General features: G+C 45.1%; 12 protein-coding genes. 8 read left to right on the top strand and 4 right to left on the bottom strand.

Annotated features, from left to right (window positions below):
• Window positions 1-172 precede the first annotated feature (172 nt).
• The 5 genes from PY364_RS15500 (at window position 173) to PY364_RS15520 (ending at window position 7,638) form a co-directional block, all read left to right on the top strand.
• A complete protein-coding gene (locus PY364_RS15500) occupies window positions 173-1,837 on the top strand; it encodes an MFS transporter (protein WP_275523855.1) in 1,665 nt (554 codons plus the stop codon).
• 5 nt (window positions 1,838-1,842) lie between these two features.
• Entirely contained in the window at window positions 1,843-3,120 is a 1,278-nt protein-coding gene (locus PY364_RS15505; RefSeq protein WP_275523857.1) for a glycosyltransferase family 4 protein, read from the top strand.
• A gap of 139 nt (window positions 3,121-3,259) precedes the next feature.
• The gene (locus PY364_RS15510; RefSeq protein ID WP_275523859.1) at window positions 3,260-3,772 is read left to right on the top strand and encodes a hypothetical protein; all 513 of its coding nucleotides are present in this window, start codon (window positions 3,260-3,262) and stop codon (window positions 3,770-3,772) included.
• 281 nt (window positions 3,773-4,053) lie between these two features.
• Complete coding sequence (locus PY364_RS15515; RefSeq protein ID WP_275523861.1) at window positions 4,054-6,009, top strand: ABC transporter ATP-binding protein; 1,956 nt, start codon at window positions 4,054-4,056, stop codon at window positions 6,007-6,009.
• Window positions 6,010-6,276: 267 nt separating this feature from the next.
• Window positions 6,277-7,638 (top strand): tetratricopeptide repeat protein, encoded by a 1,362-nt coding sequence (locus PY364_RS15520; RefSeq protein WP_275523862.1) that lies wholly within the window; start codon window positions 6,277-6,279, stop codon window positions 7,636-7,638.
• A 31-nt stretch (window positions 7,639-7,669) separates the two neighbouring features.
• Here the strand turns inward: PY364_RS15520 and PY364_RS15525 are convergent, their stop codons facing one another.
• The 4 genes from PY364_RS15525 to PY364_RS15540 form a co-directional block, all read right to left on the bottom strand.
• A complete protein-coding gene (locus PY364_RS15525; protein ID WP_275523863.1) occupies window positions 7,670-8,395 on the bottom strand; it encodes a WecB/TagA/CpsF family glycosyltransferase in 726 nt (241 codons plus the stop codon).
• Window positions 8,396-8,458: 63 nt separating this feature from the next.
• The gene (locus tag PY364_RS15530; RefSeq protein ID WP_275523865.1) at window positions 8,459-8,920 is read right to left on the bottom strand and encodes a regulatory protein RecX; all 462 of its coding nucleotides are present in this window, start codon (window positions 8,918-8,920) and stop codon (window positions 8,459-8,461) included.
• Window positions 8,921-9,112: 192 nt separating this feature from the next.
• Window positions 9,113-9,307: a hypothetical protein gene (locus PY364_RS15535; protein WP_275523867.1), complete on the bottom strand. Its 195-nt coding sequence runs from the start codon at window positions 9,305-9,307 to the stop codon at window positions 9,113-9,115.
• A gap of 305 nt (window positions 9,308-9,612) precedes the next feature.
• Window positions 9,613-10,029 carry an AbrB family transcriptional regulator gene (locus PY364_RS15540; protein ID WP_275523869.1) on the bottom strand — a complete coding sequence of 139 codons (417 nt, stop codon included), beginning with the start codon at window positions 10,027-10,029 and terminating at the stop codon, window positions 9,613-9,615.
• 149 nt (window positions 10,030-10,178) lie between these two features.
• Between PY364_RS15540 and PY364_RS15545 the strand changes: the two genes are divergently transcribed.
• From PY364_RS15545 to PY364_RS15555, 3 genes are read left to right on the top strand one after another with little or no spacing between them, the layout of a single operon-like run.
• Entirely contained in the window at window positions 10,179-10,391 is a 213-nt protein-coding gene (locus PY364_RS15545) for a hypothetical protein (protein WP_275523870.1), read from the top strand.
• A gap of 59 nt (window positions 10,392-10,450) precedes the next feature.
• The gene (locus PY364_RS15550) at window positions 10,451-12,040 is read left to right on the top strand and encodes a site-2 protease family protein (protein ID WP_275523871.1); all 1,590 of its coding nucleotides are present in this window, start codon (window positions 10,451-10,453) and stop codon (window positions 12,038-12,040) included.
• Window positions 12,041-12,099: 59 nt separating this feature from the next.
• Window positions 12,100-13,152: a PIN domain-containing protein gene (locus PY364_RS15555; protein WP_275523872.1), complete on the top strand. Its 1,053-nt coding sequence runs from the start codon at window positions 12,100-12,102 to the stop codon at window positions 13,150-13,152.
• Window positions 13,153-13,187: the final 35 nt, after the last annotated feature.

A 13,187-nucleotide genomic window follows, 5' to 3' on the forward strand; every position in this document is an offset into this window, starting at 1 on the left:
CCCGTAACGCCGCCATCCTGGCGGTAACTCGACCGCCAGGATGGCGGCGTTACGTAATTCCTGTAAAAAGTTAGAAGATGATAAAGCTAGCGGTTAAAGTTTCAAAATATAGTACCTCTCTCGCCAACAGCAGTTAAACCTTGATTTCTGGCGACCCCCCCCTTACTAAAATATGATGCGACTGTCTGATTCTGATTTAAAAATATCGGTTTTACCTCTGAGCCACAAAATAGCGGAATCTGGAGAGCACAACCCCCTCTTCCACGATCGCCCCACCTCTGCGGAACCGGAATATCGGGCAAAAGTAGAAGACTTCACAACTCCCCTGACTGCTGAAAAATATACAGGGAATGGCACAAAGGCAAAACAGGAAGAATTGCTGATCTCTGGCCCAGCAATGCTAGAGGAGAAAAGCACCCCAAACCTTGAATCTCCCACTATTCCTCCAGGGTTTCCGCCTGCAAATATGGCAACCCCATCTAACGGCGCGGCCTTACCCGTTGAGCCTTCTCAAGAGGAACCGGAACGCGGATTTTTGCCCGTGTTGAGAAACCGGAATTTTTTGGCTCTATGGAGCGGTCAAATTTTTTCCCAACTAGCAGATAAAGTTTATCTGGTGCTGATGATTGCCCTGATTGACACTCGTTTTCAATCCGCAGGTCAAACGATTAGCGGCTGGGTGTCGGCGGTAATGATTGCATTTACGATACCTGCGGTGCTGTTTGGTGCGGCTGCGGGTGTGTTTGTGGATAGGTGGTCGAAGAAGGGAGTGCTAGTGGCTACGAATCTCCTACGGGGGGGTTTGGTGGTGACGCTGCCCTTGCTGCTGTGGCTATCTCAAGATATGAACTTGGGTTCTGTGCCGGTGGGCTTTTGCTTGCTGCTGTTGGTGACATTTTTAGTGTCAACTCTGACTCAATTTTTCGCACCGGCAGAACAGTCAGCTCTACCTTTGATTGTAGAAGGCCGTAACTTGCTGTCGGCTAATTCACTCTATACAACAACGATGATGGGGTCGGTGATTATTGGGTTTGCAGTGGGAGAACCACTCTTAGCCTTAGCAGATGCGATCGTTGGGCAATTGGGCGGCGGACTGGGTATTGGTAAGGAGTTGGCAGTAGGGGGAAGTTATGCGATCGCAGGACTGCTATTACTATCGCTGAAAACAGGCGAAAAAACTGACGCTTTAGAACACGAACCTCCCCATCCCCTAGAAGATTTGCGCGAAGGATTGCGCTATATCAAACACCAGCCTCCTGTCCGTAATGCCTTAATTCAACTGGTAATTCTATTTTCCATCTTTGCAGCCTTAGCAGTTTTAGCTGTGCGGCTAGCTGAGGTACTACCGGGAATGAAAGCTTCTCAATTCGGCTTTTTATTAGCAGCGGTAGGCGTGGGTATGGCAGTTGGGGCGGCAATTCTGGGTCAGGTGGGACATAGATTTTCTCATAATCAACTGGGTCTAATTGGTAATGCGGGGATGACGGGGGCTTTAATTGGGCTATCTCTGTTTACCCATCATTTATGGCTAACAGTGCTGTTTATTACCCTGTTAGGGGCATTTGCGGCGGTGGTGGGCGTACCGATGCAAACTACTATCCAGCAATCCACTCCCGAAGAAATGCGGGGTAAGGTTTTTGGTCTACAAAATAACGCGATTAATATCGCTCTGAGTTTACCCTTAGCCTTGGCTGGGGTGGCCGAAACATTTCTGGGTTTGCCGGCGGTATTTTTGAGTTTGGCAGGGTTAGCGATCGCAGGAGGTATCTTAACCTGGTATATTTCCCGTAGCAATACTAAAGTTAACCAAAGCTCACACATAACAAACCCTGATTGACCGGAATGCACATTGCTTGGCTTGGGAAAAAATTCCCTTTTTGCGGTAACGTTACCTACTCTCGTGAAATTACGAATGGCCTGTTAGACCGAGGATACCAGGTTAGTTTTCTGCACTTTGCCCAAGAAGCTGCTGAGTCTGACAGAACTGCTGATTCTTGGTTGTGGACTAATGATTGGGGACTTTTGGCCCGCGAGTGGGGACTGGGGAAAGGTAAGGTTTCTCCACCATCCCAAAAGACTCAATCGCCAATTTTTAATAGTGAAGCACGAATGGTGTGCGAAGTTCCCCTGCCATACCTGAAAAAGTGGCAAATTTATACTATTCCTACTTTCAAATCGAGAGATGTTTTAAAGAAGTCCCTGGAAAGACTGAAACCAGATTTAGTTCACGCTTCCCTGACGCTTTCTCTGCTAGATTTTTTTGTATTGCCAGAAGTTTGTGAAGAGTTAAATTTGCCATTGGTAGCCACTTTTCACCCGCCTTTTGACCGCAAACTTCGCAATTTAACATCGGGAACGCAACACCTGATGTATCAGTTATATGCTCCTTTTTTGGCTAATTACGATTGCACGATCGTCTTTTCTCAAATTCAAAGGGATATATTAGTCGAGTTGGGAGTCCCGGAGGAAAAGGTGGCAATAATTCCTAATGGAGTTGACTCGCTCAAGTATTCTCCAGGCCATTCGGCACTAAAATCTGAATTAAATGCCGATCGCGTTTTTGTCTACCTTGGCCGGATTGCGATGGAGAAAAATGTTGAATCGCTGTTGAAGGCCTGGAAAAAGGCAGAAATGGGCCCAGGTAGCGTGTTAGCGATCGTTGGGGATGGGCCAATGGCGGCTTCTTTACAAATGTTTTACGGGGAAGAAGACGGCATTATTTGGATGGGTTTTATTGAGGATGAGGAACGCCGGATTGAAATTCTCCGGGGTGCTGATGTGTTTATTTTGCCTTCTTTGGTGGAGGGTTTATCCCTGTCTTTATTAGAGGCGATGGCCTGTGGTTTGGCTTGTCTTGCTACGGATGTAGGTGCTGATGGGGAGGTTTTGGAGAATGGTGCGGGGGTGGTTTTGAATCCTCAACGGGTGAGTAGTCAGTTGCAAACGCTGTTACCACTATTTCGAGATCATCCTGAGTTGACTACATTATTGGGCCAGAAAGCTCGTCAGCGGGTGATCGATCGCTATACTTTATCGGGGAATATTTCTCAGGTGGAAAGCCTTTATGCTGATATTTTAGCACAACGGCAGGTTAAGAAGAAGGGTTTAGTGAGTTATTAGAGTAAGGAAGGTTATACCAATCCTCCAATAACCCACCTCTTTGAGAATATAAGCAATAGCCTCACCCGCCGCCAGAGTCAAATCGGGATTTTTACACTAGACTATAAAAACAGAAATCACCCAACTTCACAGCAGTCTAATGACTAACTCCAAAATTCTTCCCAAATTAATTGCATCCTGTCTGTGTTTCACTGTCCTTAGCAGCCTAACCGCCCAAGCTAACCCATTACCAACCACAGTCCCAGCAATTGCCCAAGCTGAAACAGCCGCCCCTACCGATAATATTGACCAGAAATTGCTCGGACAATGGGAGGCTACAGACCCATCTGGTCAGTCCTTCAGCTTCATCTTTGCCCCAGAAGGCAAATTATATCTAGTCGTCCAACCACCCCAAGGGGCCGCCCGCGCCAAAGAAATGAGATACAAAGTTGATGCCAAAAATCAACCAATGCACCTTGATGTCGGCCTCAGCGCCACTCAAACCGTAATGACCGTCTTTGAACTCACCGCCGAAGGTCTAATGCGCCTGCAATTGCAAGGAACGAAACCAGGCGACCCTAGACCCTCTGTTGTTAACGCTCAAGCAACTGTTTTTAAGAAAATTTCCGATACCGCAGCCTTACCAGAAAACACTCAGGTAATTGGTTTTTAAATAAATAACTTGTAGGGTGGGCGCTCGCGGCAAAAATCTGGTCACGATTCGCTAATATGGTTTCGGCGAGCTCCCACCTTACGTTTATTAAGTAAAAAGGGCGAATAGACTTAGCATCTAGATAGACTAAACCCGTCTGGGTGGGTTGAATTAGTCCGCGCAGGCGGACTTTGCCTGTATAGCCGCGATTTCCAATCGCCCGGTATATTTGATTTCATCCTTCAGGCAAGACACTGTTAAAATCCAGTTAAATTCCCATTAACTTTTGCTTTTAACCTTACATGAGTGATACAGTCCTAGACGTTCGCGACCTGCGGGTTCAGTTTCAATCTGCGGGCGCAGGCGAATCGCCTGTGCTAGTCAACGCTGTTGACGGCATCTCTTTTGAGGTGAAACGAGGGCAGACTCTAGGAATTGTCGGAGAGTCGGGGTCAGGAAAATCTGTCACTGCCCTCGCTGTCATGGGCTTAGTGCCGAGTTCATCCGCTGCTACCACTGGAGAAATTTGGTTTTCCTCCGCCAAGAGTGACGGCAAACAAGCTGTTACCTCTACACCTGTAAACTTGGTGCAACTCTTACCCAGAGATAGGCAACAATACCGAGGGAGCCAAATTTCCATAATTTTTCAAGAGCCTATGAGCTCGCTCAACCCCGTTTATACCATCGGGTTTCAATTAACAGAAGCAATTTGTCTGCATAAAAATGTTTCCGAAGTGGAAGCAAGGCGCGAAGCCGCATCATTATTACAAGAAGTAAAACTGTTACCCAGTGACGCAGAATTAAGACAAAAGTGCTTAGCAGAAAGCCAAGAGGGAAGCAAATTTGCAGACAACGATCGCGATTTAATGCAGTTAGTAAATCGCCAGAAACAGGCAATGCTAGACCGCTATCCCCACGAACTTTCTGGCGGTCAAATTCAGCGGGTGATGATTGCAATGGCAATTTCTTGTAATCCTACTTTGTTAATTGCCGATGAACCGACTACAGCTTTAGACGTAACAGTACAGGCAACTATCTTAGCTTTACTGCGGGAATTACGCGATCAAAGAGGCATGGCGATGATGTTTATTACCCACGATTTAGGGGTAATCGCTGAAATTGCTGACTCCGTAGCTGTAATGTATCGAGGTAAGATTGTAGAATACGGTGGCATTGAGCAAATTTATACTAATCCTCAACATCCTTATACTAAAGGTTTATTAGCTTGTCGCCCCAATCCTGAGCAACAAACGCTACGATTGCCAACGATTTCTGATTTCATGGAAGTTACGATTTCTGCTAGTGGTGAATTGCTAATTAAGGAAAAAGTTGGGAAAGTAGAAGAATATTTAAAGAGCGAAGAAAAAGTTAATCTTAAGCAATCAAACCCCTTACTTTCTGTTAAGAATTTGCGAGTTGGATTCCCGGTGTCGGGAATGTTTGGGGAAACAAAACGCTTATTTATGGCAGTAAATGATGTTTCTTTTGATGTTCAACCAGGGGAAACTTTAGGATTTGTAGGAGAATCAGGTTGTGGCAAATCTACTTTAGCTAGAGCTTTGTTACAATTGATTCCACTTACCAGCGGTCAAGTATTTTTTGAAGGTGAAGAAATTACACCCCCTAATCAAGCAAACTCTAAATGGCAATGGGCGCTCAACTATCGCCAAAATAGGCAATACGCTCAGAAGCTACAATGGTTGCGGCGCGATCTGCAAATTATTTTTCAAGACCCTTTTAGCTCTCTCAATCCTCGCATAAATATTGGAGATGCTGTGATGGAACCGATGATGATTCACGGTGCTGGTAAGAGTATAAAAGAGCGGCGAGATCGCACTGCTTATTTGTTAGAAAGAGTTGGGTTAAATCCTGACTTTATGCGTCGCTATCCTCACGAATTTTCTGGTGGTCAAAGACAGCGAGTTTGTATTGCTCGTGCTTTAGCTTTGAATCCTAAGTTTATTATCTGCGATGAATCGGTTTCAGCGCTAGATGTTTCGGTACAGGCGCAAGTTTTGAACTTGTTAAAAGAATTACAGGGGGAATTTGGATTGACTTATATTTTCATTTCCCACGATCTGAGCGTGGTCAAGTTTATGAGCGATCGGATCATGGTAATGAACCGAGGCAAAATAGAAGAAATTGGGCTAGCGGAACAAATTTATCGGCAACCGCAACAAGCTTATACGCGCCAATTAATCGCCTCTATTCCGAGTGGGAATTTGGCACAAATTCAGGAGAAACAAGTAAGAAGATAAACTCAGATTGCGTCAGTTTGATTAGCACTATACCTTAAATAGGAATTACGCAGGGGTTGAAAAAACTTGGGTTTGAGATTGCTAAGCCCTAACGGGCAGGCTACGCCAACGTTTCACTCGCAATGACAGAAAATGGTACAGAGTAGGTAAGTCCTATTAAATTTGTTACAAAGCTGGTGCAGTCTAGCTTTAATCTGGTAAATTTATTTTGAAGTAGCTTCTACTTTCTACATTTTCTAGATAATACTGCGAACAAGTGGTTAAATAATGACTGACTTAAATAAAAATACCGCTTCTGAATTAGACCTGGCTATTGTGGATTATGTAACAGCGCTGAACGAGTTTGAGCAAGAAGCACCCAAATCAGAAGGAAAAACTCTAAACGTCCTATTAGCTCGCGATGCCGTCGCCGTAGCTTTAAACTCACCAACTCAGTCTTCTGCGACAACTATAGCTAGTTTACTTCAATTAGATGAGCGGTTAAAAACACAAGCTGCCGCGATCGCAGAGGCGGGTAAATTAGAAGACTGGCGTAGTAGTTTGAAACCTCCAGAGTCATCCTGGTGGTGGTTTTTTCAACCAGCAGAGCAAGCACAATCCTGGGATCGTTTCGATGACCTCTGGAATGGGTTAAGCGTCCTCTGTATAACTGCGTTTGCTGCCTATATGACAAGCTTGATACCTAAATTTGCTGTGGGGGGGTTCGGCCTGCTGGAATCCTTTGGTATCATTGGCCCTAGCGGTTTGATGGCCTTGGCTTTGTCGAGTTTGCAAGGCGGAGGAGGAGAGAAAGTGATTAAGAATATGATGAATAAAGCGAGGATTCCCTCTCATTTACAGAGTGAATTTACCTTGGGAATTTCGGCTACGCTATTGCTAGGTGCGATCGTTGCTCAAGCCAACTTGCCTAAAATCGCTAACTCCTACTATCAGGAGGGACGCAAGTATTACGATCTAGGTCTATTGACAACAGCAGAGGAGAACTATAAACAAGCACTTAACCTCGCTCCAGACGATGACAAAATTAGCATTGCCTTGGGGGAAATTTATGAATCCGTAGGAGACATAGATCGAGCAGAAAAAATGTACAAAGATTCCTTAGAAAATGGGACTCCTTTAGCTTTTAACCACCTGGGGCGTGTCTATCGCCAGCAAGGAAATGCAGTGACAGCAGAAGCATTGTTTCGCATGGGTTTGCAGCGGAGCAACGATGACGCAACAAAATTTCAACTCCACAGAAATCTCGGATGGGCTTTATTAGACCAAAAAGAATATGGCAAAGCTGCTTTGGAACTAGAATCTGCGATCGCACTCGACAAAAAAATTAATAAGCGTCGAATCGGCGGCGGGATGGCGAATTGCCTGCTAGCAAAGGTACGAGAAATTCAGAAAAATAAAAAAAGAGAGCAACGAGAATGGGAGCATTGCAAAAAATTTGCTCGCCCGGAAACCCTCAATGAGTATCAATGGCTAGTTGAAGCTGCGCCAAAAGATATTGCCTCTACGGTTGATACTTCTTCAGTAGTAGCTGGTAAGGAAACACCAGTAACTCCACCAGTGACTCCACCAGTGACTCCAACTGTTACCTCCCCCTCTCCTAAGCCAAATACTACAAAACCCACTCCTTAAATTAAGTTGGTTAACAGTTAACTGTTAACAGTTAACTTTTGAAAACGGCTTTCAAGGCAAAATGTGGCAAAGCTAACATCCGCCGCCACCGCCAAGGTTCTTGATAAAGCCGATATAACCATTCCAAATGATTGTCACAGAAAAATGCAGGAGCGCGGGTTTTAACTCCTGCCCAAATATCAAAGCTACCGCCGACTCCAACCCAAATGGCTTGGGGACACAGGTGACGATTTTTGGCTATCCAAAACTCTTGACGAGGCACTCCTAAACCGACAAAAATGAGCTTTGGTTGTAACTCTTTGAGAGAAGTTTCTAACTCTATTTCTTCTGTTTCCGAAAGATAGCCATGCTGAGATGCGATCGCTAACCCATTTACTCGCCGTTGCCAATAATCTGCTGCTGCGATCGCGACTCCTGGAGAACCGCCATAGAAAAATACTGGTTCATTGGAACCCATTTGTCCAACTTGACGCAAGAGTGATTCTGCTAGCTCTATCCCCGGACACCTTTTGATGGTTTTACCTTTGAGCCGCAAGTAGAGGACAACGCCTGCTCCATCGGGAATCACAAGTTCAGATGAAGCGATCGCCTTAGCTAACTTTTGGTTGCGCTCTGCTAGCATTGCCATTTCAGCATTCAGCGTTACGACATGACTGCCGAGGCCTTGATGCGATCGCGACATCAACCAGCCTGGGTAGTCATCCAATATGTGGACGGGTTGTCCCAGCACTGGAAATTGTGGGAGCTGGTAATCCATAATTCTATATTTTATCTATCTACTAAGTTAGGCTACCCGATCGCGGCAATCAAGGCTAGTCTGCTATTCTGCTTCTCTCTGCCACTGCTGCCAAAGATCGAAAGCATTAAACCCCCTATACTGCAAGTAATTTAAGACCTTTCCCTTAGTTTTCGGGTCAACTTTTCTCCAGTCCTCGATCTTGTATTTCCGCATTACCTTAGCTTTGAGCTCATTGAGTTTTTCCTCCTCTGCGCTCTCTGTTTCTGGGTATTGTTGAGCCCACACTTCTTCAAATAAATCACCATCAATTCCTTTTTCCCTGCACTTGCGCTTGACTACAGATTTACCATATTTACCGCTAGATGAGGTAATTAGGCTAGTAACCAAGCGTGAGTCAGACTGATAGCCAAGATTTTGAAGTTCTGCGATCGCATTGAGAATGTCTCCGTGCTCAAAACCCTTTTCGTGCCCCTTTTTGTTAAGTTCAGAGGTGCTGTAATCCTTGCGACCCAATAGAAAATAGAAATAGTCCAGACAGTTCATCGGGAGCCAATTTTTAGATGTTAGATTTTAATATTTTAGCTTGACAAAACTAAGGTTTGGGCGTATTACATCACCCCCATAGCCCACAAGCACGGATTTTAGATTTTAGATTTTAGGTTGATTCTACTTCTGGAGGTTGACAGGGAAAGCGGAAAGGAAAGCGCAAGGAAAGTTTTCCTGATTTTCCTTCCCCTAGCCCTGATGACTTCCTCTTGCTTGAACAAAGACCAAGTAAATTTGTCCTGCTGAGTCAGCCTGTTTGCGGATTTTTAGATTGGCAATTTTAGGTTTACCTGCTTGGCTGGGGACGTTTGCCACCGCAGGCAAATGCCGGCAGATCGGAGATTTTGGACAGTCACTTTTCGATTTGTTCCACTGATTCGTCATCGGGGTGCAAAACTAAATAATCCAAAACCCCCAAGCCAAAATTTACTGTCGGCAAGGTCGCATAGCCGTCCCGATTGGGAGCAGCAAGACTGATATTTTCTCCCTTGTAAAGCAACTAAGACTTACGCCCTCAGCCAGCTTATCAACGGTATGAAAAGGCTTTCAGGCTTTAAGCCGACTATCCGCATCACAATTTTCGTGTCAGTACGGAAGTCTCAGCAACATTAGCTAAACATAGAGGAACTAGGGATATAAACTGTGGTTGGAGGAGCAAGTGAGGGAGTAGATTTACACTTCCCTAGCCTTTATTCTTCTCCATCCTCTTCATCACCCTCGTCATCGGTTCCAATGTCAGTCAGGTCGCCATCAATCTGAATCAAGCGGATGTGCTTGTAGCCCAATTTGATCTCAAACTCGTCCCCTGGCTTTAGGCCCATCTCTTTCGTATAATTGGCTCCAATAACAATTGAACCATTTTTGTGGACGCTGGCTCGATAACTAGCTTCACGACCGCGACCATCAGCTTTGCTTTTCTCTAGCTCGATGCCTTTAGCAGCTAATACAGAGTCGTAAAACTCCGCTAAGTTGATGCGAGTATCGCCGCCTTTGCTGACTGTGTAGTAGCCGCAGAGTTTGGCTAGTTCACGCCGGGGCAAATCGCTGCCTTTGATTTTTTGAAGCAGAGCTTTTCCTGTTAAAGGTGCTGTAGCTGTTTCTACCATTGAGAATACCTCGTGAATTTGGGTTTACTATATTAATTAGAACACATTACACACAATTTATTTCACATTCTTTTTGTGCGGGAAAGTCTTATTACCACTTTTCTTGGAATTTCCAGGGCTTTTATTTCGGTTGCGATGTGCTGGTAAGGATGAATTTTATCTTTACTCCTTGCGTCCAAAATCGAAATAGATCGATCGTTTTATCTCAAAAGCAAAAATTTTCCCAACAGCGATCGCATTTTTCCTACGCTCAAACTGTCTCTTCTGTGGCTAAGGATTGCATTCACACTACCACTAAAAAAATCGCATATCATAAACCAGACATAATGTCAAGCAAAAAAACAGCAGTAGCTCATTGCTAGACGAGTAGCCTTCAGGCGCTATCCTAAGTGATAAGGCTAGTTTCAGAAAGGTTTGGATAATGTTTACACCAACTCTATTTGATATTCCCAGGAATTTATCATTTCTGATAGGTGCAGTAGATGCCGATCGCTCTCTATTAGGGATTGATACTCTATCGGAAAACGCGGCAACGATTATCATTGTGTTGATTGCCCTTGGGATTTTGGGTTGGGGGTATTACCGAGCCGTACCTTTCGGCAAACTAGGGATTTTAGCCTGGTTGCAGTCGGTGTCGCTGATGACTCCCTGGCTGTTATTCTTTGGTTTGTTCGGGGTCGGGATTTACCTCAACCTGGCTGGCATTTTATTAATGCTAGTGGCTTCTACGGGATTGTACATTTACTTGGGGAAAAAACTACGGGCGGCTGGTGAAGATGCCTTGCTGCGATCGCGGGCTGAAAAAATGGTGACATCCGCCGATACACCCCCAGATGTCTCCAATCCAGAACCAGCAAAGACAGAGGTAAAAATAGCCCTAACTGAACAACCAGAACTCGTTCCTATCCCCCCTGAAGACTTGAAGGCAATACAAGGCATTTTCGGTATAGATACGTTTTTTGCAACTGAAACTATTCCCTTTCAGGACGGCGTAATTTGCAAAGGTAACTTGCGGGGAGATCCAGAATTAGTCTATGGGCGGATGTCAGCGAGTTTACAGGAAAGATTAGGCGATCGCTACCGACTATTTTTAGTAGAAAATACTGACGATCGACCTGTAGCGATTATTTTGCCCAGCAAAAATGACCCCCAACAAACTACAATCTCCCAAAAAATTCTCTCTGTGGCGCTGATGGCGGCTACCGTTGCCACTAGCTTAGAAACAGGTGGGTTATTACTTGGATTTGACTTCTTTAGCGAACCGATGCGCTACCCAGAAGCCTTGCCGATCGCAGTCGGAATTTTGGTAATTTTAATCGCTCACGAAATCGGACACCAAGTGCTCGCTAAGCGCCACAATGTCCGCTTTTCTTGGCCATTTTTCATTCCCACTTGGCAAATTGCCTCTTTTGGTGCAGTCAACCGCTTCGAGTCAGTATTACCTAACCGCAAAGTCCTCTTTGATGTCGCGATCGCAGGGCCAGCAGCAGGAGGAATTGTTTCCCTGGCAATGCTGATCGGTGGTTTTTTACTTTCTCATAAAGGCAGTTTATTTCAAATTCCCGCTGATTTTTTTAAAGGCTCAGTTTTAGTAGGAACATTGGCGCGGGTAGTTTTGGGAGATGCTTTGCAGCAACCCATAGTAGATGTGCATCCGCTAGTAGTAATTGGGTGGCTAGGTTTGGTAATTACAGCAATTAATTTGATGCCAGCTGGACAATTGGACGGGGGGCGAATCGTCCAGGCAATTTATGGCCGTCAAATTGCAGGGAGGGCTACGTTTGCAACCTTTGCAGTATTGGCGATCGCATCGCTAGTAAATCCTTTAGCATTGTATTGGGCGGTCGTGATTTTGATTGTGCAGCGCAACTTAGAACGACCGAGTTTGAATGAACTCAGCGAACCTGACGATGCCCGTGCGGCTTTGGGTTTGTTAGCTTTGTTTTTGATGATTGCCACGCTTTTGCCTTTAACTCCAGCTTTGGCAGGACGTTTAGGCATTGGCAGCTAAATTGTTAACAGTTAACTGTTAACTGTTAACTGTTAACTGTTAACAATGGGTGTAAAGTTATGAGTAATAATCTTCCTGCGGTTTTATTAATTCTTGATGTTGATGTGGTGATGGGTAGCAATTCCCAAACATGGCAACAATATGCCAAGGCGGGAAGTTGTTATGTCCCGGAAGTGGTGTTTGAGGAAATGGAATTTCTGGCAGATGAGGCGGATAGCGATCGCGAAAAACTAGCTAGAGAATTTCTGCGATTTTTCCCCGCTAGCGGTTGGGCCGTGACAGATGCTTTAGAGACTCATCCCAATTTAGAACCTGCTGTTGGCGGAAATCAAAGCAAACATACGCGGATGGTAGTTGCGATCGCTCAATGCGTTTACGGTTTTGCTCTCGAAAACCCAGAATCCTTAGTGGTTTTTGTCTGCAATAACCAGCCACTATTGAAGCGGATGCAAGCTTTGAACGTGGGAAACCTTTGCGGAATTACGGCGGCGATGCTGTCCCAGTGGGCAAAAAGAGGCGAACAACCAATGCCAGTAACTCAGCAATTGCAAAATTTGATGCGATCGCAAACTTCCAAGAAACCGTCGCAGCAGACTCGTTTGCAGACTGGAAATACTTCTTTCAGCAAAACGGATATGTCTACTGGCAAATTGCCAACACGAAGCGGCAAAACAGATATGTCTACTGGCAAATTGCCAACACGAAGCGGCAAAACAGATATGTCTACTGGCAAATTGCCAACGCGAGGCGTTTCTACAATGAAACCAACGGGAGGCACAACTGGTATGAGCAAAACAGGTGCTTCTGGTAGTACATTCAGCAAAACAGATTCTTCTAGAGGTCGTCCAGCATCGCGGCAAAAAACATCAGCATCGAAGCGCCATGATGATGAACTTCAATATGAGGGGATGAATTATCGACCAAAGATTATATCTGCCCCTAAAGGCCCTGGTATTTTATCTCATTTAATTAATGGATTGGGAGCCTTATTTTTCTTGACTTTAGCAATTGGAATTGCGTGGCGAGGAGTTCAACCTGAGAGTTTCAATCAGTTTTGGCAGCAAAAAGTGGTGCCTGTATTACCACAGCAGGTAAAGCAGTTTGTGAAATAGACTTACAAACGCCTCACGTAACGCCGCCATCTTGG

It is taken from the genome of Kamptonema sp. UHCC 0994, from assembly GCF_029167235.1.
Classification (GTDB): Bacteria; Cyanobacteriota; Cyanobacteriia; order Cyanobacteriales; family Microcoleaceae; genus Kamptonema.